Source organism: Streptomyces sp. T12, from assembly GCF_028736035.1.
Classification (GTDB): domain Bacteria; phylum Actinomycetota; class Actinomycetes; order Streptomycetales; family Streptomycetaceae; genus Streptomyces.
In genome coordinates, this window is sequence record NZ_CP117866.1 from 8,920,985 (window position 1) to 8,945,122 (window position 24,138).

At 72.4% G+C, this 24,138-nt stretch carries 21 protein-coding genes; 15 read left to right on the forward strand and 6 right to left on the reverse strand.

All coding sequences use genetic code 11. The annotated features are described in order from the left end of the window. Positions 1–23: 23 nt before the first annotated feature. On the reverse strand, positions 24–1,031 hold the full coding sequence (locus tag PBV52_RS40015) for a carboxymuconolactone decarboxylase family protein (protein ID WP_274245581.1): 1,008 nt from the start codon (positions 1,029–1,031) through the stop codon (positions 24–26). A gap of 167 nt (positions 1,032–1,198) precedes the next feature. Between PBV52_RS40015 and PBV52_RS40020 the strand changes: the two genes are divergently transcribed. From PBV52_RS40020 to PBV52_RS40040, 5 genes are all read left to right on the forward strand, one after another. Next, complete coding sequence (locus PBV52_RS40020; RefSeq protein WP_274245583.1) at positions 1,199–2,302, forward strand: sensor histidine kinase; 1,104 nt, start codon at positions 1,199–1,201, stop codon at positions 2,300–2,302. Positions 2,303–2,354: 52 nt separating this feature from the next. Then, positions 2,355–3,029 carry a response regulator transcription factor gene (locus PBV52_RS40025; protein ID WP_274245585.1) on the forward strand — a complete coding sequence of 225 codons (675 nt, stop codon included), beginning with the start codon at positions 2,355–2,357 and terminating at the stop codon, positions 3,027–3,029. 40 nt (positions 3,030–3,069) lie between these two features. Continuing rightward, entirely contained in the window at positions 3,070–3,900 is an 831-nt protein-coding gene (locus PBV52_RS40030; protein ID WP_274245586.1) for a bifunctional 2-polyprenyl-6-hydroxyphenol methylase/3-demethylubiquinol 3-O-methyltransferase UbiG, read from the forward strand. A 47-nt stretch (positions 3,901–3,947) separates the two neighbouring features. Then, the gene (locus PBV52_RS40035; protein WP_274245588.1) at positions 3,948–5,774 is read left to right on the forward strand and encodes a gamma-glutamyltransferase family protein; all 1,827 of its coding nucleotides are present in this window, start codon (positions 3,948–3,950) and stop codon (positions 5,772–5,774) included. Between the two features lie 126 nt (positions 5,775–5,900). After that, entirely contained in the window at positions 5,901–6,746 is an 846-nt protein-coding gene (locus PBV52_RS40040) for an inositol monophosphatase family protein (RefSeq protein ID WP_274245590.1), read from the forward strand. Here the strand turns inward: PBV52_RS40040 and PBV52_RS40045 are convergent. Next, positions 6,682–7,284, reverse strand: coding sequence for a hypothetical protein (locus tag PBV52_RS40045; protein ID WP_274245593.1), 603 nt, complete (start codon positions 7,282–7,284; stop codon positions 6,682–6,684). The genes PBV52_RS40040 and PBV52_RS40045 overlap by 65 nt on opposite strands. Positions 7,285–7,380: 96 nt before the next feature. Here PBV52_RS40045 and PBV52_RS40050 point away from each other — a divergent pair, with 96 nt between their 5' ends. The 10 genes from PBV52_RS40050 to PBV52_RS40095 all read left to right on the forward strand — a co-directional run bounded on the left by PBV52_RS40050 (position 7,381) and on the right by PBV52_RS40095 (position 17,581). Beyond that, positions 7,381–8,793 carry an NAD(P)/FAD-dependent oxidoreductase gene (locus PBV52_RS40050; protein ID WP_274245595.1) on the forward strand — a complete coding sequence of 471 codons (1,413 nt, stop codon included), beginning with the start codon at positions 7,381–7,383 and terminating at the stop codon, positions 8,791–8,793. A gap of 130 nt (positions 8,794–8,923) precedes the next feature. Continuing rightward, positions 8,924–10,060: an SCO3242 family prenyltransferase gene (locus PBV52_RS40055; protein WP_274245597.1), complete on the forward strand. Its 1,137-nt coding sequence runs from the start codon at positions 8,924–8,926 to the stop codon at positions 10,058–10,060. A gap of 34 nt (positions 10,061–10,094) precedes the next feature. Continuing rightward, positions 10,095–10,955: a sugar phosphate isomerase/epimerase gene (locus tag PBV52_RS40060; protein WP_274245598.1), complete on the forward strand. Its 861-nt coding sequence runs from the start codon at positions 10,095–10,097 to the stop codon at positions 10,953–10,955. Between the two features lie 62 nt (positions 10,956–11,017). After that, the gene (locus PBV52_RS40065; protein WP_274245599.1) at positions 11,018–11,695 is read left to right on the forward strand and encodes an EboA domain-containing protein; all 678 of its coding nucleotides are present in this window, start codon (positions 11,018–11,020) and stop codon (positions 11,693–11,695) included. Positions 11,696–11,697: 2 nt separating this feature from the next. Continuing rightward, a complete protein-coding gene (locus PBV52_RS40070; protein WP_274245601.1) occupies positions 11,698–12,552 on the forward strand; it encodes a TatD family hydrolase in 855 nt (284 codons plus the stop codon). A gap of 7 nt (positions 12,553–12,559) precedes the next feature. Then, positions 12,560–13,717 (forward strand): metabolite traffic protein EboE, encoded by a 1,158-nt coding sequence (eboE, locus tag PBV52_RS40075; RefSeq protein ID WP_274245603.1) that lies wholly within the window; start codon positions 12,560–12,562, stop codon positions 13,715–13,717. Further along, positions 13,714–15,144 carry an alkaline phosphatase family protein gene (locus tag PBV52_RS40080; RefSeq protein WP_274245605.1) on the forward strand — a complete coding sequence of 477 codons (1,431 nt, stop codon included), beginning with the start codon at positions 13,714–13,716 and terminating at the stop codon, positions 15,142–15,144. The genes eboE and PBV52_RS40080 overlap by 4 nt, the downstream gene beginning before the upstream one ends. Beyond that, on the forward strand, positions 15,141–16,328 hold the full coding sequence (locus PBV52_RS40085; protein WP_274245607.1) for a cytochrome P450: 1,188 nt from the start codon (positions 15,141–15,143) through the stop codon (positions 16,326–16,328). The genes PBV52_RS40080 and PBV52_RS40085 overlap by 4 nt, the downstream gene beginning before the upstream one ends. A gap of 37 nt (positions 16,329–16,365) precedes the next feature. Beyond that, positions 16,366–16,875, forward strand: a complete 510-nt coding sequence (locus PBV52_RS40090) for an O-acetyl-ADP-ribose deacetylase (protein WP_274245609.1) — start codon at positions 16,366–16,368, stop codon at positions 16,873–16,875. Between the two features lie 136 nt (positions 16,876–17,011). Beyond that, complete coding sequence (locus tag PBV52_RS40095) at positions 17,012–17,581, forward strand: response regulator transcription factor (protein ID WP_181449719.1); 570 nt, start codon at positions 17,012–17,014, stop codon at positions 17,579–17,581. Positions 17,582–17,606: 25 nt separating this feature from the next. On the opposite strand, the gene PBV52_RS40100 is transcribed toward PBV52_RS40095, so the two are convergent. From PBV52_RS40100 to lanKC, 4 genes are all read right to left on the reverse strand, one after another. Continuing rightward, positions 17,607–19,379, reverse strand: a complete 1,773-nt coding sequence (locus PBV52_RS40100) for an ABC transporter ATP-binding protein (protein ID WP_306801461.1) — start codon at positions 19,377–19,379, stop codon at positions 17,607–17,609. Between the two features lie 65 nt (positions 19,380–19,444). After that, on the reverse strand, positions 19,445–21,166 hold the full coding sequence (locus tag PBV52_RS40105) for an ABC transporter ATP-binding protein (protein WP_274245613.1): 1,722 nt from the start codon (positions 21,164–21,166) through the stop codon (positions 19,445–19,447). Between the two features lie 117 nt (positions 21,167–21,283). Continuing rightward, positions 21,284–21,424 (reverse strand): SapB/AmfS family lanthipeptide, encoded by a 141-nt coding sequence (locus PBV52_RS51925; protein WP_373921968.1) that lies wholly within the window; start codon positions 21,422–21,424, stop codon positions 21,284–21,286. Further along, positions 21,421–24,048: a class III lanthionine synthetase LanKC gene (gene lanKC / locus PBV52_RS40110; protein ID WP_274249864.1), complete on the reverse strand. Its 2,628-nt coding sequence runs from the start codon at positions 24,046–24,048 to the stop codon at positions 21,421–21,423. The genes PBV52_RS51925 and lanKC overlap by 4 nt, the downstream gene beginning before the upstream one ends. Positions 24,049–24,138 lie beyond the last annotated feature (90 nt).

Consider the following 24,138-nt stretch of genomic DNA (forward strand, 5'->3'; position numbering starts at 1 on the left):
AATTACGTGGTGCCCTGGGTGAGTTACGTGGCCTCCCGGGCGATTTGGCCGGAAAGTGAGCTTTCGATGCGGTCGACGGCCACGAAGGCGCCGTACGCGACGAGATGCACCAGGCAGTGGTCGGTGTGCTCCGGTCGGCGCCAGGCCGCAACGTCCTCGGCCGTGATGCGGTACGGCGCGAGGGCGGCCAGCAGGGCCAGGCGCGCCGCCGGACGCTCCCGGCGGTCCGGGAACCCGTCCGGGGTGAGCGGCGGATGTGTTCCGTCCCAGTCCTGGAGGGTTTGCTCCACGAGGTGATGGTCGTCGGTGTCGAGCAGGCCCGCGCCCCTCATGGCCGCCCTGAGCAGCGCCGCGTACGCGAGACCGACGGGCGTGCCGCCCGCCCATGCGGGAGCTTCGCCGGGATCGACGTCGTCGAGCAGCGCGAGGGAGATGCCGGGCCGGGCGGGGCGGCGCACGGTCCGGGCGAGCGTGCGGCCCGCGAGGCTGCGCACCGCCCGGAAGCGCTGGGCGCCCGCGGGGAGCAGGTTCTCGGTCAGCAGGGCCGACGCGATCCGATTGATGAAGTGGAAGGTGAGCGCGGTGCCGAGATAGGCGGGGGCGTGCTCGCGCGGGAAGGGATACGGCTCCAGGGCGGCGCCGGGCACGCGTGTGTGCCGCCCCCAGGCGAGCAGGCGCGCGTGCTCCTCGTTCCGCGGTTGCTCCCCGCGGGCCAGGCGTTCGGCGAGCGCGTGGTCGCCGGTGGCGTGCAGCAGCACGGTGTGCGCGTCCACGCAGAACGGGCACTTGTTGGCGAGCGAGACCCCGAGGGCCACCAGTTCCTTGCCGGTCCGGCTGCCCGCCCCCGCGATGAGCGACTCGCGCATCAACGCCCAGGTGGGGGCGAGGAGTTCGGGTGCGGAGGACAGGACCACGAAGGTGACGGGCTCGGCGATGCCGAAGTCCAGGGCGATCTGGGCGTACACCTCGGCGACGGTGCCGGTGGCCGACTTCGGGGGGAGGGGTTCGGTGTGACGGAAGGGTGTGGACATGGGCAGCAGCGTGCGCTGCCGGGGTGGGCCGGGTCGTCGTACCGCCGAAGGCAGTCGGTGCTGCGTCGGCCGGTCGGGCCGGGGCCGGGCACTACTGCGTGGGGAGTAGTCCGGGAGCCGTCCACAGGGGTGACGTCGCTGTCGGTGGGGCGGTCTAGTGTGCGGGCATGAGCGGGCTTCGGATCACACGCGGGCGGCTCGTCGACCTGGCCGTGGCGGTCGTGGTCGGCGTGATCGTCGTGCTCGCCGCCGTGGCGGACGGACGCGCCGGACCCGTCGACTGCGCGCTGATCGCGGTCGGTTCGCTGGCCCTGGCCGCGCACCGCACGGCTCCGCGCGTGGTGCTCGCGGTCACCACCGCCGGCCTGCTCGCCGCAGTCGTCCACGCCGGGCCCGCGAGCAGCCTGGCCGTCCCCGTCGTGGGCGCGGTGCACACGGCGTCGCGGACCGGACACCGGGGCACGGCCGCGGCGGCCGCCGCCGTCTTCCTCGGCGGCTACGTGGCGGCGGGCTCGGCGGGCTCGGACGTCACGCGGGAGGCGCTGCTGCTCGCCGGCTGGTTCCTGTGCGCGGTGGTGACGGGCCTGGCCGACCGCAACTGGCAGGCGTATCTGCGCCAGACCGAGCAGCGCGCCCTGGAGGCCGAACGCACCCGGGAGGAGGCGGCGCTGCGCAGAGCGGGCGAGGAACGTCTGCGCATAGCACGGGAGTTGCACGACTCCCTCACCCACAGCATCTCGATCGTCAAGCTCCAGGCGGGCGTCGCCGTGCACCTGGCCCGCAAGCGTGGCGAGGAGGTGCCGCCCGCGCTGCTCGCCATCCAGGAGGCGAGCGGGGAGGCGATGCGGGAGCTGCGCGCCACGCTGGAGGTGCTGCGCACGGACGAGCCCACCGGCACGCCCGCGCTGCTCGTGGAGCGGGCGCGGGCGGCGGGTCTCGCGGTCGAACTGACGGTGACGGGGGAGGAGCGGCCGCTGGCGGCGACGGTCGACCGGGCGATGTACCGCATCGTCCAGGAGGCCTTGACGAACGCGGCGCGGCACGCGGGCCCGGCGAAGGTGACCGTTCAACTCGGCTACAGCGAGGGCGAGTTGACGGTCCGTGTCGAGGACGACGGCACCGCCGACCCGGCCGTCCCGCCCACCCCCGGCATCGGTCTGACCGGCATGCGCGAACGCGTCACGGCCCTCGGCGGCACCCTGCACGCCGCCCCGCGCGCCGAGGGCGGATTCGCGGTGCGGGCACGGCTGCCGCTGGGGGAGACGGGATGAGGACGGGGCGACGGGGGCGGCGGGACAAGGACGGGGCGACGGGGGCGGCGGCATGACGGATGACGTGATCAGGGTGGCGCTCGTCGACGACCAGGCGCTGATGCGGGCGGGATTCCGGGCCCTGCTGGACGCCGAGGACGGCATCGAGGTGGTCGGCGAGGCGGCGGACGGCGAGCGGGGCGTGGAACTGATCCGCGCGCAGGTCCCCGACATCGCGCTGATCGACGTACAGATGCCGGTGATGACGGGCATCGAGGCGACGCGCAGGATCGCCGCGGACCCGGCCCTGGCACCGGTCCGCGTGGTCATCCTGACGAACTACGGCCACGACGAGTACGTCTTCGAGGCCCTGCGGGCCGGCGCCAGCGGCTTCCTGCTGAAGGACACCGAACCGGCCGACCTGCTCCAGGCGATCGAAGTGGTGGCACGCGGCGAGGCGCTGCTGTCCCCGTCGGTGACCCGCACTCTGATCGGCGAGTTCGTCTCCCGCCCACCCGACCGGGCCACCGCGCCCGGCCTGGAGTGCCTGACGCGCCGCGAACGCGAGGTGACGGCTCTGGCGGCGCGGGGGCTGACGAACGAGGAGATCGCCGAGCACATGGTGATCAGCCCCTTCACGGCGAAGACCCACATCAGCAGGGCGATGACGAAGCTGGGGGCGCGGGATCGGGCGCAGTTGGTGGTGTTCGCCTATGAGTCGGGGCTGGTGACGGCGCGCGGGGCATAACCCGTTGCGCTGGGCGGACGGCGATCAGCAATCTGAGGTGATGACCGAGACGACGGACGCGAAACGGCCTGCCCTGCGCGAGGAGATCCTCGCCTACTACACACAAGGCAAGGAGGACGACCGGCTCAGAGAGGGCGGAGCCCCAGCCGGGCGGCTGGAGTTCTGGCGTACGCAGGACGTGCTGCGACGGTTGTTACCCGCGGCACCCGCGTGCGTGCTGGACGTCGGAGGCGGCAGCGGGGTGCATGCGGAGTGGCTCGCGCAGGACGGCTACGAGGTCGAGCTCATCGATCCCGTGCCGCTCCATGTCGAGCAGGCCGCCCGGATACCCGGCGTCACCGCCCGCGCCGGCGACGCGCGCGAGTTGCCCGCCTCCGATGCCGCGTACGACGTGGTGCTCATGCTGGGCCCGCTCTACCACCTGCCTGAACGGGCGGACCGGGTAGGGGCGTTGACCGAGGCGTACCGGGCGGTCCGGCCGGGCGGGCTGGTGGTCGCGGCCACCATCAACCGCTTCGCACAGCTGCACGACCTCCTGCGTGAGGAGCGCTACTTCATCCCCCTGCACCGCGAACGGACCGATGCCGTCCTGGCGGACGGCCGACACCCCTACCACGAGGACGGGTTCTTCACCGTCGCCCACTTCGCCCAACCCGACGAGGTGCCCACGGAGTTCGCCGGGGCCGGACTCACCGTCGAGGGTCAGTACGGCATCGAGGGCGTCGCCTGGCTCATGGGCGGCGTCGAGGACTGGCTCGACGACCCGGACCGTCGTGAGGCCGTCCTGGCGGCGAGTCGGCGCATCGAGTCCGAGCCCAGCCTCCTCGGCACCAGCGGGCACCTGCTGACCGCGGGCAGACGGTTGCCGTAGGTGCGTACGATCGCAAGATCGGCTGCCGTCCATTGAGGAGTCCGCCCGTGTTCACCACCCGACCCACCCTCCAGGGCACCTTCGGCATGGTGTCCTCCACCCACTGGCTCGCCTCGCAGTCGGCGATGGCCGTGCTGGAGAGCGGCGGCAACGCGTACGACGCGGCCGTTGCGGGCGCGTTCGTGCTGCACGTCGTCGAGCCGCACCTCAACGGGCCGGCCGGCGAGGTGCCGATCCTGCTCGCGCCGGCGGGCGGTGAGGTGCGGGTGCTGTGCGGGCAGGGAGTCGCGCCCGCCGGGGCGACGGTCGCGCACTACCGGGGGCTCGGCCTGGAGCTCGTGCCGGGGACGGGGCCGCTCGCCGCCGCCGTGCCCGGGGCGTTCGACGCCTGGATGCTGCTGCTGCGGGACTACGGGACCAGGACGCTCGCCGAGGTGCTCGCATACGCCATCGGGTACGCCGAACACGGGCACGCGCCCGTGGAGCGCGTCGGGGAGACCGTCGAGACCGTGCGGGAGCTGTTCGAGACGGAGTGGACCTCGTCGGCCGAGGTGTATCTGCCGGGCGGGGAGGCCCCCCGGCCCGGGGAGCTGCTGCGCAATCCCGCCCTCGCCGCCACCTGGAAACGGCTGCTCGACGAGGTCGCCGGGGCCGGGGACCGGGTCGCGCAGATCGAGGCCGCACGCGAGGTGTGGCGCACCGGGTTCATCGCCGAGGCCCTCGTACGGCAGGCCCAGCGGCCCACCATGGACACCAGCGGCGAGCGGCGCTCCGGCACACTCACGGCCGCCGACCTCGCCGGCTGGTCCGCGACCTACGAGGCGCCGGCGACGTACGACTTCAACGGCTGGACCGTGTGCAAGGCCGGCCCCTGGAGTCAGGGCCCGGTCCTCCTCCAGCAGCTCGCGCTGCTCCCGCCGGAGCTGCCCCGGTACGGGTCCGCCGAGTACGTCCATCTGCTGATCGAGGGCTGCAAGCTGGCCATGGCCGACCGGGAGGCCTGGTACGGCGACGCGGCCGGGGTACCGCTCGCCGAGCTGCTGTCGCAGCGGTACAACGCGGCCCGGCGGGAGCTGATCGGCGACAAGGCCTCCCACGAGCTGCGGCCCGGCAGCCCGGACGGACGCGCCCCGCGGCTGTGCGCGCACGCGCGCGTGGTGGCCTCCGACGATCCCGGCTTCGACGTGCTGGGCGTCGGCGAGCCGACGGTCGCCAAGCGCCCGACGTCCCCGGTGCCGGGCGAGCCCGACGTGGCCGTCGACGGGGGCACCCGCGGCGACACCTGCCACCTCGACGTCGTCGACCGCTGGGGCAACATGATCGCGGCCACCCCGAGCGGCGGCTGGCTGCAGTCCAACCCCGTCGTGCCCGAACTGGGCTTCCCGCTCGGCACCCGGCTGCAGATGACCTGGCTGGAAGAGGGCCTGCCGAACTCGCTGACGCCGGGACGGCGGCCGCGTACGACGCTCACGCCCTCGATCGCCCTGCGCGACGGTGTGCCCGTCATGGCCTTCGGCACGCCCGGCGGGGACCAGCAGGACCAGTGGCAGCTGCACTTCTTCCTCGCGGTCGCCCTGCGGGAGCCGGTCCGCGGCGGCCTTGACCTCCAGGGCGCGATCGACGCCCCGAACTGGCACAACGACAGCTTCCCGGGCTCCTTCTACCCGCGCGGGATGCGGCCGGGGAGCGTCACCGTGGAGTCACGGATGGACGCCGAGGTGGTGGAGGAGCTGCGGCGGCGTGGTCATGACGTGACCGTCGGTGACGCCTGGTCGGAGGGGCGGCTGTGCGCGGTCGCGAGGGATCCGGAGACCGGGGTTCTGTCGGCGGCTGCGAATCCGCGGGGGATGCAGGGGTACGCGGTCGGACGCTGAGGGCTGGTCGACGCCCCTGGGGTGGGCCTCTGACCTGCCCGTACCCGCCCCACGTGTTCACGCCGATGCCATCCGGCGGCCACCGGGCGGGCGGGGATTGTCAGTGGGGCGTGTTCTTATTGACACGTGATCGAAAACAACGAAACCATCGACGAGTTTCTCGCACAGCACTCCGCCGACGTGGAGGAAGCGGTCCGCAAGGCGGCCGCGGCCGAGATCATGCCCCGCTTCCGGCAGCTTTCCGCGCACGAGGTCGACCAGAAGGCCGGACCGCACGACCTGGTGACCGACGCCGACCGACTCGCCGAGCAGTACCTCACCGAGGCGCTCGGCGCCCTCCTGCCCGGCTCGGTCGTGGTCGGCGAGGAGGCGGTGCACGCCGACCCGGCGTCGTACGACGCGCTCCAGGGCGACGCCCCGGTCTGGATCGTCGACCCCGTCGACGGCACCCGCCAGTTCGTACACGGAGACTCCGGCTTCTGCACGCTGGTGGCGCTCGCACAGCGCGGCGTCCTGCTGGCGTCCTGGACCTACGCGCCCGCCCGCGACCAGCTGGCCACGGCGATACGGGGCCGGGGCGCCTTCCTCGACGGCGAGCAGCTGCACTCCGGCGCGCCGGAGCCCGGCCGGGATCTGGAAGTCGCCACGTCCCACCCTGACTACACGACCGACGAGCAGAAGCGCGCGCTGCTCGGCCTGTGGACCGAGGGCGTGCGACCCCGCCCCTGCGGGTCCGCGGGGCTGGAGTATCTCGCCGTCGCCCGGGGCGAGTTGGACGCCACGGCGTTCTCCTGGGAGGCCGCCTGGGACCACGCCGCGGGCCTGCTCCTGGTCGAGGAGGCGGGCGGCGCCCACCTGACCCGCGCGGGCGAGCCGTTCCGCATCACCGGCGGCAATGTCCTGCCGTTCACGACGGCCCGTGACGCGGCCACGGCTCGCCGAGTGCGGGAACTGCTGTCGGTCGCAGTCTGATCTGAGGGCGGCCCCCGCCGACGCGGAGGTCGACCACCTCGAACTCGGCGGGGGTGCCCTCCGCGGGCCACTCGCATTCCGCCCGCAGCAGCACCAGGGCGTCCACGAAGCCGACGGCGGGCAGACCGACGTCGACGAACACGCCGGTGACACCGGGACCCCACGGCGAGACGGTGAACGTCCCGGTCAGGCGCGTACCGACCGGCAGGGGACCGGTGTCGTGGCGGACGTCGCACTGGCGGAAGGACCGGGCCCGGCCCCACGCCACATCGAACTCCCGCGGGTCGACCGACCGGGCGCCCGGCGGCTCCACGAGAGGTTCTGGCACCGGCAGCCCGTACACGACCTCGTACAGGCGCACGCCCCACTCCCCGCACGCCTGCCGTGTCTGCGCCACCTCGACCGGTTCGGCGGCCACCACGGGTACGGAACCCGGCCCCCGGAAGGTGATCTGCCGCAACACCTGCCCGGCGTCCCCCACCTCGAACCAGTGCCACAGGCCGTCCTCGGGTACGGGGAAGCGGAAGCGGCGTGTCACCCGGCGGACTTTACCCGCGCCCCTGCGCTGTCAGTGGCCCGGCATATCCTGATCCTTCAAGGCCGTCGGCTGACGAAGGGGTCCGAGGTGCCGTCGATGCTCGATGCGGTCGTGGTGGGTGCGGGGCCGAACGGACTGACCGCTGCCGTGGAGCTGGCCCGGCGTGGCTTCTCCGTGGCCGTGTTCGAGGCGCGTGACACCGTCGGCGGGGGTGCCCGCACGGAAGAGCTGACCCTGCCCGGCTTCCGGCACGACCCGTGCTCCGCCGCGCACCCCCTCGGCATCAACTCGCCCGTGTTCCGGACCATGCCGCTCGACCGCTACGGCCTTCAGTGGCTGCACGCCGAGCTGCCCATGGCGCACCCCTTCACCGACGGCACCGCCGCCGTGCTGTCCCGTTCCGTCGCCGAGACCGCCGCCTCCTTCGGCCCGCGCGACGCGGGGACGTACCGCAGGCTGGTCGAGCCGTTCCTGACCAAGTGGGACACGCTGGCCCGCGACTTCATGTCCCTGCCCCTCACCGCGCTGCCACGCGACCCGGTCACCCTCGCCCGGTTCGGCCTCGTCGGGCTGCCCCCGTCCACATGGCTGATGCGCCGCTTCCGCGACGAGCGGGCCAAGGCCCTGTTCTCCGGCCTCGTCGCCCACGTCATCGCGCCGCTGGGCGGCTTCGCCACCAGCGCCATCGGTCTGGTCTTCGCCCTCGCCGCCCACGCCCGCGGCTGGCCCGTGGCCCGCGGCGGGTCCCAGTCCATCTCCGACGCCCTCACCGCCTATCTCGAGGACCTCGGCGGCGCCGTCCACACCGACTACGAGGTCAAGCGGCTCGACGACCTGCCGCCCGCGCGCGCGTACATCTTCGACACCTCGCCGACCGCGCTGGCCCGTATCGCCGGGCTCGGCCGGTACTACGAGGGCTACCGCTACGGCGCCGCCGCATTCAAGATCGACTATGCATTGGACGGCCCGGTGCCGTGGACCGCGCCGGAGGCCCGGCGGGCCGGCACCGTGCAGATCGGCGGGGACAGCGCGGAGATCGGCGCCGCGCTGCGCGCCGCGTCCCGGGAGGGCCGGGCGCCCGACAAGCCGTTCATGATCACGGTGCAGCCCAGCGTCGTCGACCCCACCCGGGCTCCCGACGGCAAGCACGCCTTCTGGGCGTACGGGCATGTGCCGAACGGCTGGACCGGAGACCTCACGGACGCCATCGAACGCCAACTGGAGCGCTTCGCCCCGGGGTTCCGCGACCGCGTCCTCGCCCGCGCCACGGCCGGCCCGGCCGAACTCGCCGCCCGCAACGCCAACTACGTCGGCGGAGACATCGCCTCCGGCGCGGCCTCCGGACTCCAACTCCTGCTGCGCCCCAAGCTGTCGCTCTTCCCCTACACCACCCCGCACCCGGCGGTCTTCATCTGCTCGTCGGCCACCCCACCCGGACCGGGCGTGCACGGCATGTCGGGGCACAACGCGGCCAAGGCGGTGTGGCGGCGGCTGCGTCAGGAGCCGTGAAGCTGCTCAAACGACCCACGTTTACCGGCAGTTGGGGCCCGACGGTAAGAAAAATCTGTGTCTTCTTTGTCACTCCCCTTACTGGGGGGTAGGTACCTGAATGCTAAACAGCCGCGAGTAAGGTGCGGCCATGAAAGATCGGAAAGCGGTTGCCCGCTTCGGATCCCGGTCTGCCGTGCGCCTCGCCGACCTCGCCCTGCTCGTCAGAGCTCCGGCCGCGTTGAGTGTCCCCGGTGACGTGATCGCGGGAGCGGCCGCTGCCGGACGCCCGCTGGGCGCCCGCACCCTCGGAGTGATCGGTTCCTCCGTGTGCCTCTACTGGGCCGGCATGGCCCTGAACGACTACGCCGACGCCACGGTCGACTCCGTCGAGCGGCCCGAGCGACCGGTGCCCTCGGGGCGCGTTCCGCGCCGTACGGCGCTCGCCGTGGCCGGGTCGTTGACCGCGGCGGGGATCGGTCTCGCCGCCGCCGCGGGAGGTCGGCGCAGTGTGGGCACCGCGCTTCCATTGGCTGGGCTGGTCTGGGCGTATGACCTGAAGCTCAAGTCCACGCCGGTGGGCTCAGTCGCCATGGCGGGAGCCCGGGTTCTGGACGTCCTGGCCGGAGCGGTTGTGCCTGGGGTCGGTGCGGAGCCGGTCGGGGTTGCGCTGCGGCGTGCCGCGGTGCCTGCCGGGCTGGTCGGGGTGCATACCGGTACGTTGATGGCGCTCAGTCGGCATGAGATCGCCGGGGCGCCGGCGCGGGTTCCGGCTGCGACTCTTGCCGTGTCTGCGGCGACGGCGGTCGCGACGGCCCTTCCGGTCGCCCGAGTCGCCGCAGGACGTGCCGCGAACGGCCGTCTGGCGTCTGCTGCGCCGATGTGGCTGGTCGCGCCCCGCGGCGGAGCCGCTGTTCGACACAGCCCCGCGCCCCTTGAGGGCGTTGGCGGCACCGCTCCTTCGAAGAAGCTCGGCATCGCCCTCACCGCGACCGCCCCGGCGAAATTCCGCACCGCCCTCACCGCCACCTCCCCGGCGAAGCTCCGCACCGCCCTTACCGCCGCCGGTGCTCTCGCCTACCTCGGTACCTACGGGGCCGCCCAAGTCCGTGCCGTACGGGAGCCGTCGGGGGAGAACCTGCGGCGGGCCGTAGGGGCCGGGATCCTTGGGCTGATGCCCCTGCAGGCGGCGCTGACCGCGCGTGGCGGGGCTGCGGGTGTCGCCGCGGCACTTGGCGTCGTCCACCCCCTCGCGCGGCGGCTGGCCCGGCGCATATCGCCCACCTGAGACCCACCACACCTCCGTGTGAGGAACCGGCACCATGAGACCTCCCCCCACCGATCTCAAATTCGGCTACGGCACCAACGGCTTCACCCACCACCGGCTGACCGACGTCCTGGTCGTCCTCGCCGATCTCGGCTACGACGGCGTCGCCCTCACCCTCGACCACGGCCACCTCGACCCGTACGCCGACGATCTGCCCCGGCGCGTCACCGCCCTCGCCCGGCAACTCACGCGGCACGGGCTGGACGTGACGGTGGAGACCGGCGCGCCGTACTTCCTCGACCCCTGGGGCAAGCACCTGCCCACGCTGATGTCGGACGGCTCCGAGGTCAGGGTCGACCTGCTGCGCCGCGCCCTGCGCATCGCGGCCGATCTCGGCTCGCCCACCGTCCACCTGTGCAGCGGCCCGGCGCCGGACGGGCTGCCGGAGCGGGACGCGTGGAAGCGGCTCGCGGCCGGGGTGGAGACCGTGCTGGAGACGGCGGAGGAGTACGGGGTGGCGCTGGCCTTCGAGCCGGAGCCGTACATGTTCGTCGACACCGTGGAGCGCTGCCTGCACCTCGCCCAACTGGTCGACGGGCACGAGCTGTTCGGGATCACCCTGGACGTCGGCCACGCGCACTGCGTGGAGAGACGTTCCGTGCTCGACTGCGTGAGCCGGGCGGCACCGCTGCTGCGCAACGTGCAGATCGAGGACATGCGGCGCGGCATCCACCAGCACCTCGAATTCGGCGCGGGTGAGATCGACTTCCCGCCCGTACTGGCCGCCTTGCGTGACCTCGGGCATCGCGGCCTGGTCTCCGTCGAGATCCAGGGCGGCTCGCTCGACGCGCCCGACGTGGCCCGTCGCTCGATCGAGTTCCTGCGTGCGGCCGTACAGACCGCGGCGCACCGATAGACACCGCCCGGCCCTTTCCTGCCGGCTCGACTCCTCCCACATCTCCGGAAGTTGCTCCCCCCATGGCTGTCACGACTGCCTCCCTCTCGGCTCCGCCGGACCCCCACCCCGCCCTGATCGCCGGCCTGGACCCCACGGCCCGCACCTGGCTGGACGACAGCGCCGCCGAGGTCACCGCCGAACCCGCCGCCGTACGACGGCTCTTCCCCGCCGCCCGAAGGCGCTGCGGGCACGGCCGCCTCGACGCGTACTGGACCGTCGACGAGGCCGCCCGGGCCGTCCTGCTCACCGCACTGCCCCTGCGCGGCCAGGCCCTCGCCGACGAGGTCACCCGCCTCCACCGCCACGGCGACCCGGCGGAACAACGCGCCGTCCTGCGCGCCCTGCCGCTGCTCGACCTGGCCGACCTCGCCCTGCCCCTCGTACGGGAAACCCTGCGCGGCAACGACACCAGCCTGATCGAGGCCGCCCTCGGCCCGTACGCCGCCGCGCACCTCCCGGACGCCGAGTACCGCCAGGCCGTACTGAAGTGCGTGTTCTGCGAGATCCCGCTGGACCGCGTCACCGGCCTCGACACCCGCGCCGACCGCGAACTGGCCCGTATGCTCGCCGACTTCGCCCATGAGCGGATCGTCGCGGGACGGGACGTACCCCAGGACATCCTGCCCTTCGTCCGCGCCTTCCCGGACGTCGTCGGCGGCCGAGCAGAACTCCAGCACGCACTCAAGGAAGAGGGCTGACCGTGCGCATCTTCGACCCCCATATCCACATGACCTCCCGCACGACCGACGACTACGAGGCGATGTACGCGGCCGGGGTGCGCGCCGTCGTCGAGCCCGCCTTCTGGCTAGGGCAGCCCCGCACCTCGCCCGAGAGCTTCTACGACTACTTCGACGGGCTGCTGGGCTGGGAGCCGTACCGCGCCGCCCAGTTCGGCATCCAGCACTTCTGCACCATCGCGCTCAACCCGAAGGAGGCGAACGACCCCCGCTGCCTCCCGGTCCTCGACGAACTGGACCGCTACCTCGCCAAGGACCGCGTCGTCGCCGTCGGCGAGATCGGCTACGACTCGATGACCCCCGAGGAGGACGAGGCGCTCGCGCGCCAGCTCCAGCTCGCCATCGAGCACGAGCTGCCCGCCCTCGTGCACACCCCGCACCGCGACAAGGCGGCCGGTACCCGCCGCACCCTGGACGTCGTACGGGAGTCGGGCATCGCCCCCGAACTGGTCGTCCTCGACCACCTCAACGAGCTCACCGTCGGCATGGTCCTGGACAGCGGCTGCTGGGCCGGGTTCTCGATCTACCCGAAGACCAAGATGAGCGAGGACCGGATGGTGGAGATCCTCAAGGAGCACGGGACGGAGCGGGTGCTCGTCAACTCGGCTGCCGACTGGGGGCGTTCGGATCCACTGAAGACCCGTAAGACCGCCGACGCCATGCTCGCCGCCGGGTTCGACGACGACGCCGTGGACGAGGTGCTGTGGCGCAACCCGGTCGCCTTCTACGGCCAGAGCGGGCGGCTGGAGCTGGAGGAGTCCAAGCCGGACGAGGAGGCCACCTTCCGGGGCAACTCCATACGTCGCGGGGGAGCGTGAACATCCCATGCGCTTTCTGCACCCGGACGGCACCACCGTCCACCTCGGCTACTGCAGCAACGTCCACCAGGCGGAGGACCTCCAGGGCGTGATCGCCCAGCTCGCCGACTACGCCGAGCCCGTGCGCGACCGGCTCGGGGTCGACCGGCTCGGCATCGGCCTGTGGCTGGCGCGCCCCGTCGTCACCGAACTCGCCGATGACGAGGGCGCGTTGACGCGTCTGAAGACCGAACTGCGGGCGCGCGGCCTGGAGACCGTCACCCTCAACGCCTTCCCGTACGCCGGGTTCCACCGCGAGGTCGTCAAGAAGGACGTGTACGAACCCGACTGGGCCGACGAGGCCCGGCTGAAGTACACCCTGGACTGCGCCCGCGTCCTCGCCGCCCTCCTCCCGGACGACGTCGACCGCGGAAGCGTCTCCACGCTGCCGCTCGCGTGGCGCACCCCGTGGACTCCCGCCTGTGCCGAGGAGGCCCGGCACGCCGTGGACCGGCTGGCCACCGGGCTCGCCGCGCTGGAGGCGTGGACGGGTCGCCGTATCCGCGTCGGGTTCGAGCCGGAACCCGGGTGCGTCGTCGAGACCACCACGCAGGCGGTGCGGGAACTGGGCGGGCTGGACTCCGACCGGCTCGGCATCTGCCTCGACGCGTGCCATCTCGCCGTCCAGTTCGAGGACCCTGCCGAGGCCCTGCGGCGGCTCTCGGAAGCCGGGATGCCCGTGGTCAAACTCCAGGCGTCCTGCGCCGTGGAGGCCGCGAACCCGGCCGCCCCCGCCGCCCGCGCGGCCCTGCACCGGCTCGCCGAACCCCGGTTCCTGCACCAGACCCGGACGACGAGCGACGGTGACGTCCTCGGCGTGGACGACCTCCCGGACGCCCTCGACGGCGACCTTCCCGCCGACGGCGGCCCCTGGCGCGTCCACTTCCACGCCCCGCTGCACACCGAGCCCGAACCTCCGCTGCGTACGACGGCCGGCCAGCTCGACCAGGTCCTCGCCGGGCTGCTGGGCGGGGCCTCGGCCCACTGCGACCACATCGAGGTCGAGACCTACACCTGGTCCGTCCTCCCCGAACCGCCCGCCGACCTGCCCGGCGGCATCGCCGCCGAACTCGCCTGGGCCCGCGACCGGTTGACCGGCCTCGGCCTCAAGGAGGACCCGTCATGACGACCGACCCATCGAACCGCGTTGTCGTCCTCGACATCGTCGGCCTCACCCCGAACCTTCTGCGGCATATGCCGGCCGTCGCCGCCCTCGGCGACCGCGGCTTCCGGGCCCGGCTCGACACCGTGCTGCCCGCCGTGACCTGCACCGTCCAGTCCACCCTCCTCACCGGCGAACCCCCGTCCACGCACGGCGCGGTGGCGAACGGCTGGTACTTCCGCGACCTCGGCGAAGTCATGCTGTGGCGCCAGCACAACGCCCTCGTCGGCGGCGAGAAGATCTGGGAGACGGCCCGGAAGGCCAAGCCCGACTACAAGGTCGCCAACATCTGCTGGTGGTACGCGATGGGCGCCGACGTCGACTGGACGGTCACCCCGCGCCCCGTCTACTACTCCGACGGCCGCAAGGAACCCGACTGCTACACCTGGCCGCCCTCCCTGCACGACGAACTCACCGACCGGCTGGGCCCGTTCCCCCTCTTCACCTACTGGGGCCCGAACGCCGGCATGCCCTCCACCCAGTGGATCCTGGCCGCTTCCCGGCAGATCTTCGACGAACACCGCCCCGACCTCACGCTCGTCTACATCCCGCAGATGGACTACGAGCCCCAGCGCTCCGGCCCGGACTCACCGGAAACCCTCCGCGCCGCACGCCAACTCGACCACGCCCTGCGCCCGTTGATCGACCACTTCCTGAGCGAGGGAGCCACCGTCGTCGCGCTCAGCGAGTACGGCATCACGCCCGTCTCCCGCCCGGTCGACATCAACCGCGCCCTGCGCCGGGCAGGGCTGCTGGAGGTCTACACACAGGACGGCATGGAGTACCTCGACCCGTGGACGTCACGCGCCTTTGCGGTCGCCGACCACCAGGTCGCCCACGTGTACGTCCGCGACCCGGCCGACGTCGACACGGTCGCCAAGCTCGTCGCCGAACTCGACGGCGTGGAGCAGGTGCTGGACGCCGACGGCAAGTCCGCCCACGGCCTGGACCACGAGCGCTCCGGCGAACTCGTCGCACTCGCCGACCCCGACGCCTGGTTCACGTACTACTACTGGCTGGACGACGAGCGCGCCCCCGACTTCGCCCGCCAGGTCGAGATCCACCGCAAGCCCGGCTACGACCCCGCCGAGCTCCTCTACGACGAGGCCGTCCCCGCGGTGAAGCTGCGCGCCGTCGGCCAGGTGGCCCGCAAGAAGCTCGGCTTCCGCTACCGCCTCAAGACCGTCCCCCTCGACCCCTCCGGCGTCCGCGGCAGCCACGGCCGCCTGCCCGCCGACCCCGACCACGGCCCCGTACTGCTGTGTTCGCAGCCCTCGCCGGAGTCGGCACCGGCGAAGGAGGCGTACGCGGCCACCGAGGTCAAGTCCCTGCTGCTGGGCCTCGCGGGCCTGCACGAGACGCCCGACGCAATGGAAGGCACGGAGAAGTGACGACCCACCCGCCCCTGCCCACGATCCGCCCGCTGCTCGACCCGGCCCCCGAGTACGCCAAGTGGCAGTCCGAGGAGCCGATCCGCCGGGTGACGATCTGGGGCGACAACAGCCCCTGGCTGATCACCGGTTACGAGGACGCCCGTACGGTGCTCGCCGACCCCCGCTTCAGCGCGGACGCCAATCACCCCGACTTCCCCCACACTCGCCCCGGAGCACCGCCGCAAGCTCCCGGCCTCTTCCACCAGATGGACCCGCCGGACCACACCCGGCTGCGCCGCATGCTGATCCCCGACTTCACCTTCCGGCGCATCGAGCAGATGGAAGGTGCCGTACAGCGGATCTGCGACGACCTGCTGGACGCGATGACGGACGGCGACGCGACGCAGGCGGACCTGGTCGCGTCGTACGCACTGCCCCTGCCCACCCTCGCCATCTGCGAACTGCTCGGTGTTCCCTACGAGGACCACGGCTTCTTCCGCGCGAAGTCCAACGCCCTCACCAGCGTCGCCGGCGACCCGGCCGAGGCGATGTCGGCCCGCATGGCGCTCTACGGCTATCTGCGCGCCCTCATCGAGCGCCGTACGCACGACCCCGCCGACGACCTCGTCTCCCGCCTGGCCACCGAGCGCGTCGCGACCGGCGAGGCCACGCTCGACGAGGCCACGGGCATGGTCTCCCTGCTCCTGCTGGCGGGTCACGAGACCACGGCGAACATGTTCCCGCTGGCCGTGATCGCCCTGCTGCAGAACCCGGCCCAACTGGACGCACTGCGGGCCGACGGCTCCCTGTGGCCGGGGGCGGTGGAGGAACTCCTGCGCCATCTGACCGTCATCCACTCCGGGATACGCCGGGTCGCCACGGAGGACGTCGACCTGTCCGGCGTCCGTATCCGCGCGGGGGAGGGCGTGGTGGTGGCGTTGCAGGCCGCCAACCGCGACCCGTCCGTGTACGCCGCCCCCGACGCCCTCGACGTCCGCCGCGACGCCGGCGGCCACCTCGCCTTCGGACACGGACTGCACCAGTGCCTCGGCCAGTCGCTGGCCCGCACCGAACTCCGCCTGGGCCTGTCCACCCTGTTCCGCAGGCTCCCGTCCCTGCGCGTGACGGCCCCGCTCGATTCGCTGGCCCTGTCGGCCAGCACGGTCCACGGGGTGCGCTCGTTGCCGGTCGCCTGGAAATAACCGGTCATCGGTGGTCAGGGCTGCTATAGAGGCAGTCATGACCACCATCAGGCTCGTTCAGGGCGACATCACGCGAGAGAGCGCCGACGCGATCGTCAACGCCGCGAACTCCTCCCTCCTGGGCGGGGGAGGAGTCGACGGCGCGATCCACCGCCGCGGTGGCCCCGCGATCCTCGACGAGTGCCGCAAGCTGCGCGCTTCCCAGTACGGCAAGGGCCTGCCCACCGGGCAGGCGGTCGCCACGACGGCCGGGGAGCTGGACGCGCGGTACGTGATCCACACGGTGGGCCCGGTCTGGTCGTCCACCGAGGACCGCTCGCAGCTGCTGTCCTCCTGCTACCGGGAGTCGCTGCGCGTGGCCGACGAACTGGGCGCCAGGACGGTCGCGTTCCCGGCGATCTCCACCGGCGTCTACGGCTGGCCGATCGACGACGGTGCCCGGATCGCAGTGGAGACGGTGCGGGCGGCGGACACGGCGGTCGAGGAGGTCCGGTTCGTGCTCTTCGACGAGCGGGCGTACGAGGCGTTCGCCGGGCACGTGCGCTGATCGCGGAGCGGCCGGATAATTGGCTCCGAAGGCGTCTGGAGAGTGCGGCACGCAGGGTGAGGTGTCTCGGCAGGCCGCGTAGCGCCAGGTGGGAGCGACATTGATCCGCGTGCTTCTGATCGGGAAAGCCCGCCTCATGAGGGGAGCGGTCGCCGCCCTCCTGTCTCGCGAAGAGGACATCGAAGTCGTCGCCGAAGTCGAAGGCAACGGGCAGGTGATCGCGCGGGCACTGATGTGCCGCCCCGACGTGTTGGTGATCGACGTCGACTCCAAGGAGGGCGAGGAACTCGCCGCGCACCGTGAGCTGAGGGTGCGGCTGCCGGACTGCCGGATGCTGCTGCTGATGGCCTCGACGACACCCGAGCGGCTCCGCCGCATCCTCGACCTGCACGCTGCCGGGGTCATCAGCACGAACGCGCCGGCGGACCGCTTGGTCCACGGCGTCCGCAAGCTGGTCAGGGGGCAGCGGTTCATCGACCCCGAGTTCGCACTGGTCGCGCTCGACGCCGGAGAGAACCCGCTGACCCCGCGGGACGTGGAAATCCTGAGAATGACCGCCGACGGCACGCCCACCCGTGAGATCGCCGAGCGGTTGTCCCTGTCCGTGGCCACGGTCCGCAACCATCTGTCGGCGATCACCAGGAAGACGGGCGGACGTAATCGGATCGACGCGATCCGCATCGCCAGGGAGTCGGGCTGGGTGTGACCGTTCGGAGGCGAGCGGTGAGCGTTCAAAGGTGAGCGGTGAGCCGCAGGAGGACACGGACGGCATCCCGTACCCGTCCCGCACGTGTCATCGCTCCGACCGTCGGCGCAGAGGCGTTCGCGGCGCCCCAGTGGCCGACCAGGTCACGGTAGAGAGCGGAGTCGGCGAGCAACTCCTCGTGGGTGCCGAGGGCGACCCGCGTACCGTCCATGACGAGGATCCGGTCGGCCCGCAGTGCCGAACTGATGCGGTGGGCGACTACGACCAGGGTGCCCGGGCGGCGGGCGAAGGCCTCCTCGGCGACCGCTTCGGCGACCGGATCGAGATGACAGGTGGCCTCGTCCAGCAGGGCCAGTCGTGGTGCCGGGAGCAAGGCGCGGGCCAGGGCGACGAGCTGGCGCTCCCCGGCCGAGAGGTCTCGCGGGTCCACCGGCGCGTCGTAGCCGCCCAGCCGCTCCACGAGCGGTGCCGCGCCCACGGCACGGACCGCCGCCTGCACGTGCGCCGGGGCGGCGCCCGGTACCAGGTAGGTGAGGTTCTCCTCCAGGGTGCCGGCGAAGACGTACGCCTCCTGCGGGATCAGCACGCGGTGCCGGGCCAGGTCGTCGCCGCCCCCCAGCGCGAGGACCGGCGCGTCGTCGAGGCGCACCTGCCCCGCCCGCGGTTCGAGCACCCCCGCGAGCAGCGCGGCGAGGGTGGACTTCCCGGCGCCGCTCGGTCCCACCACGGCGAGGTGCTCGCCCGGGCGCAGGACGAGGTCCAGGTCGCGGATCACCGGCTCCGCGGACTGTGCGTAACCGAAGGTGAGACCGCGGGCCTCCACGCGTGCACCACCGGGCCGTACCGGACTACGCCCCGTCGCCGCGCCGGTCCCCGCTTCGGCGTCCTCGGGTGCCGTCGCCTCGGGTTCGTCGGGCTTCACCGCGATCTCGGCCATCCGGCCGACGGTGACCAGGAGCCACAGCCCGCTGCTGCCAAGCCCCTGGACAAAGCCCTGCAGGGCGGGCTGGAGGGCCTGCGACACATAGGTCACCGCCCCCAGGATCGCCCCCGTCGTCACCCCGCTCCGCACCAGCCAGGGCGCCGCGATCAGGATCAGCAGGAGGGGCACCCAGCCGCTGATGCCCAGAGCGGCGGTCCGTACCGCGGTGAGCCGCGCCAGCGACACGGTCGCCCGGGCCGCGGCGTCGACCTGCCCACCCGTCTCGGCGCGTACGCGGTCCTCGGCGCCGCAGGCCACCACGTCCCGCAGCCCGCCGCTCAGGGCGCTCGCGGACTCGGCGATGCGCTCGTCCGCCAGGATGACCTCCCGCTGTCGTGCGGCCATCGCCCGCAGTGCCGCGGCGAACAGGGCGAGGCCGATCAGGAGCGGCGGCACGACGAGGGCGAGCAGCACCGGGTCGAGGCCGGCCAGACCCAGCAGCACGCCCCCGGCGGTGACCAGGAAGCCCTGGACGAACAGCACGATCGCGCCGTAGGCGTCGCGGGCCCGCTCCACATGCTCGGTGAGCCGGGCCACGCCCGCGGTGTCGGCCGGCTCGCCCAGCCGGGCGGACCGGTGCAGCGTGCCCGTGGTCACGAGCGTGACCAGCTCGTCCCGGAACGGTTCGATGAGTGAGGCCAGTCCCTGCACGGCGTGCCGGGTGCCCCAGGCTCCGACGAGGAAGGCGCCCGCCAGCGCGCCCAGCCAGAGGAAGCCGATGCCGGGCCGGTCGGCCAGGAACCCGCGGTCGACGGCGCGGGCCACGATCCACCCGGAGAGAAAGGCGGGCGCGGCCTGCACCAGTGACCAGGCCACGAGTCGGCGGTATTCCCGACGCCGACGACTGAGCGAGGAGCGCAGGATCTGCACGGACCGCCGCATCACCGTGCGCCCCCCACCATCTCGGCGGCGGCAAGGCTGAACGGCTGGAACGTGGCACGGTACTCGGGATCCGCCCACAGCGCCCGATGCGGTCCCCGCCCCCGGACCGCGCCGTCGGCCAGCCAGACCACGATGTCCGCCCGTGCCGCCATGGAGGCCCGGTGCGCCACGACGATCCGCGTGCGGGCGGCGAGCGCACTGGTCAGGACCTGGCTGATGTGGTGCTCGGTCACGGTGTCCAGGCTGGCGGCCACGTCGTCGAGCACGAGCACCCGCCCGGCCTGGACGAACGCGCGGGCCAGCCCGACCCGCTGCGCCTCGCCGCCGGAGATCGGGGTGTCGGCGACGCGGCTCGCGTATCCGGCGGGCATGTGGCGGATGAACGCGTCGGCACGGGCCGCCCTGGCCTGCGCCACGAGTACCTCGGCAGAGGGCATCCGCGGGCCGAACCCGATGGCGTCGGCGAAGGTCTCGCCGAGCAGCACCGGGCGTTCGAAGCCGTACGCCACCGCCTGCCTGAGCTCCTCGCGGCCGAGGCTGCGCAGCGGCACGCCGTCGAGCAGCACCTCACCCTCGTCCGGGTCGACGAGACGCCCCGCCAGCGCGGCCAGCAGCGACTTGCCGGCCCCGGACCGGCCCACGACGGCGACGAGGGCGCCGCCCGGGACGATCAGGCTGAGGTCCTGGAGCACGGGGCCGTCCGTCCCCTGAACGGTCACGTGCCGGAACTCCAGCCTTCCGGGGCCTTCGGCAAGGCGCTTCCGGCCGTACGCCACGGGTGGTTCGGCGATCACCTCGGCGATCCGCCCCGCTGTCGTACGGGCCTGGGCCAGCTGGCTCAGCGACGACAGCACGCCGCCGATGCCGGCCGCCATGACCACGTACTCGCTCGCCGCGAGCACGTCGCCGGGCGTGATCCGGCCCTGGGTGAGCCCCAGTCCGGCCACTGCCAGGACGGCGACCACCAGCAGGGGGACGACCAGTTCGCCGCGCGCCGAGATCCGCGCGATCGCGTCCCACGCGCTCAGTCCGTGCCGACGCAGCTCGGGAAGGGGCGCGAGGACACGGCGCGCCTCGCGGTCGACGGTCCGGGCCGCGGTGATCGTCCGGATTCCGCCCAGGGCATCGACGAGCCGTGCGGCGATGGTGCCCTGCACGCGGAAGTAGCCCTCGTTGGCGTCGGAGATGTCGCGGAGGAAGGCCCGCACCAGGAGCACCACGATCGGCATCCCGGCCAGGAAGGTGAGACACAGCCAGTAGTCGATGAACGCCAGGGCGACGATCGCGCCGAGCGGAGGGACCAGGCCCATGACGACCCACACCAGGCCCGACGCGCTGTTCCCGGTCCGGGCGGCGTTGCCGACCAGACGACTGACCAGGTCGCCCGGCGTGAACCTGCGGGTGGCCCGGGTGCCCAGCGCCAGCACGTGCCCCAGCAGTGTGTGCCGCAGCCAGGCGGTCGACCGGGCCTCGGCGATCTGCCCGACGAGATCGTCCACGGCGTCGACGGCCACCAGGACGAAGATCAGCACTCCGGTGAAAGCGAGCCAGCGCGCCGAGTCGCCCCCACTGAGGACGGCGTCAAGGGTGCGGCCCATGACGGCCGGCAGTGCGAGTCCGGCGCCGGTGAGCAGCAACGAGGTGACCACCGTGACGCCCACCCAGACACCGCCCCGCCGGGCTGACGCCAGCAGAAGGCGGTCCGCCGCGCCAAGGCTCATGGCACCTCCCGGTCGTCCCGGTCGTCCTGGTCGTCCTGGTTGTGCGGGACCGGAGTCGTACGTGATCGAAGAGAACGGCTATTGCGGGGACGCACGAGGCGCCCCCGCGCCGGACAACTACTTGCCACTGCAGAGCGCGATGCTGAGGGCGCTCGCTCCTCCGTCACACAGCACTACGCTCAAGTTGCTGTGCCTCTTCGGCGGCTTGCCGCCAGTGGCGACAGTCGGATCGATTGCCTGCAGTTCGAGGAGTGTCATGGAAGTTCACCTCCTCCCTGACCTCGTGGGGACGGGGGTATGTGGCCGTGCCGCGCGGCGCGTCGCTCGCTGGGAGCGAGGAACGGCAGTCGCACGGGGCTGTCGTGCAGCGCGGAGCCCACGGCGAGCAGGACGCCCGCGCTGCCGGTGGCCAGGTCGGTGGACAGGCGCATCAGCTGATCGCCGGGGAACGCCAGGTGGCCCTGGTAGGTGAGCGCGTGCCGTGACAGCAGGCGTATGCGCTCGGCGACCACCGGGTCCCGCTGTGCGGCCGTGCCCGGAGGATACGGCCGGCTGAGACAGAGGATCATCCCGGCCATGCCCTGGAAGAGCCCCGACTGGATGAAGAACCGGGCTGTGGTCGCCTGGCGGATCGCGTCGGCGGCGGCCTCATGGAACAGGGCGTCCTCGCGATGGGCGACGTAGTCGTCGAGCACGAGGCCGATACCCGCGCTGCCGACCCCCAGATACGGCAGGGTCCGCCAGCCCTCGTCGACTTCCATGGCCCCGCCCTCACGGACCACGCAGTGGCGCAGGTCCTGACGGAGCGCCCGGTCGGCCAGGTCGAGGAACTCCGGGTCGCCGGTGTACTCGTGCAGCCGCAGGAACATCAGGGCGGGCCCGGTCGCGCCGCGCAGCAGTCCGGCGTACGGGCTCCCGCCGTCGGCGCCCGCCGATCCGAGCCGGTCGGCGACGATGCCCGCCACCGAGAAGGCCGCGTCACGCAGCGCGGGGTCACCGGTGGCCGCGGCGAAGTGCTGGAGGTTCAGGCCGATGCCCGCCAGGCCTCCGTAGAGGTCGGTCCCCAGCTGCTGCCACTGCTCGCCCAGAGCCATGTCGAGGACCTTCATCGCCACGTCGCGGTGGCCGAGGCGGTCGAGCACGTAGGCGATGCCGTGCAGGCCGTCGTAGAAGCCGAGGCGCATTCCGGGCTCGGGGTGCAGGGCATGCCGTACGAGCCACTCCTCGTGGTCCGGGTAGCGGCCGGCACCGACGGCGTCCAGCGCGTACAGCACGCCCGCCGCGCCGTGCGCGAGGCCCAGGCCCCCGCCCGAGGTGGCGAACTGCTCGACGTCACCCGGGAAGAGCCGGTCGTCACGGTCCGGTGTGGCGGACGCCAGGATGGCCGCGGTCATGGACTCGCGTGTGCGTATCCAGCCCTGGCGGTCCGGTTCCAGCCACGCCTGCGTGCCGGAGCCTGCCCGTGTGCCGGCGCCTTCCCCGGCGATCACTCGCACCGCGTCGTCGAAGAATCCACGGGGAACCGGGAAGGTCCGGGAGATCTCGTCGGCGAACTGCCGTGCCTTTCCCGCGTCGATCGGGAACAGGCCGGTGAGCGGCAGGAACAAGAAGAAGCGCAGGCAGGCGAATGCGTAGCGGTCGATGTCGATACCGGTCCGGCCACTGGGGACCACGAAGCCGGGGGCGGCGAGGCGCTGGTCCCCCTGGTCGGTCACGTCAGCCGCGCCCTCGAAGTCGATCAGCACCACCCGGCCGTCGGGGCGGACCAGCATGTTGTCGGCATGGAGATCGCCGACGATCATGCCCCTGCCGTGCACGGCGTCGACGGCGCTCTCGACCTTGTCCAGCATGTCGACGGCCCACGAGGTGTAGGCGACGGTGTCCATGTCCTCGGTCTCCGGCAGGACCAGGGGACATCGCTCGACGAAGAGGCTGTTGAGCGTCGGCCCGTCGACGAACTCCTCGACCAGGAAGTGATGTTCCCCCAGGACGAAGTGGTCGAGCAGAGCGGGCACGCAGTCGAGCCCGCGCAGTCGTTCGAGGGCTTCCCGCTCGCGGCGTTGCCTGGTGACCGCGTCCGCGCAGTCCAGGGTCAGCCCCGCGTACGGCCGGGCCTCCTTGAGCACGACCCGCTGTCCCGTTCGTATGTCCTGACCGGTGTAGAGGCCACCCCCATTGGAGAAATGCAGGGCGCTCTCGATGCGGTAGGGCAGGCCGGCGACGGTCGTGCTGTTGCGTGCGGTGAGGTGGGGTTCGAGGAAGGCGGGCAGCGTCACCCAGTCCGGCACCCGGAACGCGGGTCCGCGCACATCGGGCACGAGCCGGCCGGACGCGTCCTCGATCGCCGGCACCAGCTCCCCGTCGGGGGACACACAGGTCCGGAGGGCGAACCCGCCGTACCTGACGTACAGCGGACCGGATCCCCAGCGCAGATCACTGAGGACGTACGGGCCTGGCCGGCCGGCCAGGACGGAGCCCAGCTCGTGGAGGACCGTCTCGAGCTGGGCCTCGTCCGCCGGATAGATCGTCACGAACTTGCCGCTGGCTTCACGCGGGGCGTACTTCGCGTTGGAGAGGAGGAGGTTGTCCTCGCTGGGAAGAAACTTGAAGGCGACCCGGCGGGGGACGCAGTAGTCCCACACGGCGGTGAGGGTGTTCCGCGCGTCGTCGAGGCACGCCGATACGTGGATCTTCCAGCCCTGTAGGGGGAGGTCCACACCCTCGGGAGTGAGAACCACCCAGCTGTCCAGATCCGACCGCACCCACCCGTCCGGAGCCGGACACCGGGCCAGCTCGAAGTCGTCACTGCCACCCTTCGCACGAGCAGGCGTGTCGTAGAAGTCCGGGTCGATGAGGCAGTAGGCCTCGTAGCGCATATCCACGGGGGTCACCACATTCTCTGCTCATGGGCTCGCGGGCCCGTGGACAGACAATTGCTCCGACGGTCCGAGGACCGTTTTCGGGAGCTCAGG

What these genes read in the sequence shown, in the direction of transcription:
- PBV52_RS40025 (WP_274245585.1), top strand. Translation starts at nt 2,355, where the DNA reads ATGACGGATGACGTGATCAGGGTGGCGCTCGTCGACGACCAGGCGCTG.
- PBV52_RS40060 (WP_274245598.1), top strand. Translation starts at nt 10,095, where the DNA reads ATGAGACCTCCCCCCACCGATCTCAAATTCGGCTACGGCACCAACGGC.
- PBV52_RS40030 (WP_274245586.1), top strand. Translation starts at nt 3,070, where the DNA reads ATGACCGAGACGACGGACGCGAAACGGCCTGCCCTGCGCGAGGAGATC.
- PBV52_RS40015 (WP_274245581.1), bottom strand. Translation starts at nt 1,031, where the DNA reads ATGTCCACACCCTTCCGTCACACCGAACCCCTCCCCCCGAAGTCGGCC.
- PBV52_RS40020 (WP_274245583.1), top strand. Translation starts at nt 1,199, where the DNA reads ATGAGCGGGCTTCGGATCACACGCGGGCGGCTCGTCGACCTGGCCGTG.
- PBV52_RS40065 (WP_274245599.1), top strand. Translation starts at nt 11,018, where the DNA reads ATGGCTGTCACGACTGCCTCCCTCTCGGCTCCGCCGGACCCCCACCCC.
- PBV52_RS40090 (WP_274245609.1), top strand. Translation starts at nt 16,366, where the DNA reads ATGACCACCATCAGGCTCGTTCAGGGCGACATCACGCGAGAGAGCGCC.
- PBV52_RS51925 (WP_373921968.1), bottom strand. Translation starts at nt 21,424, where the DNA reads ATGACACTCCTCGAACTGCAGGCAATCGATCCGACTGTCGCCACTGGC.
- PBV52_RS40050 (WP_274245595.1), top strand. Translation starts at nt 7,381, where the DNA reads ATGCTCGATGCGGTCGTGGTGGGTGCGGGGCCGAACGGACTGACCGCT.
- PBV52_RS40055 (WP_274245597.1), top strand. Translation starts at nt 8,924, where the DNA reads ATGAAAGATCGGAAAGCGGTTGCCCGCTTCGGATCCCGGTCTGCCGTG.
- eboE (WP_274245603.1), top strand. Translation starts at nt 12,560, where the DNA reads ATGCGCTTTCTGCACCCGGACGGCACCACCGTCCACCTCGGCTACTGC.
- PBV52_RS40105 (WP_274245613.1), bottom strand. Translation starts at nt 21,166, where the DNA reads ATGAGCCTTGGCGCGGCGGACCGCCTTCTGCTGGCGTCAGCCCGGCGG.
- PBV52_RS40095 (WP_181449719.1), top strand. Translation starts at nt 17,012, where the DNA reads ATGAGGGGAGCGGTCGCCGCCCTCCTGTCTCGCGAAGAGGACATCGAA.
- PBV52_RS40080 (WP_274245605.1), top strand. Translation starts at nt 13,714, where the DNA reads ATGACGACCGACCCATCGAACCGCGTTGTCGTCCTCGACATCGTCGGC.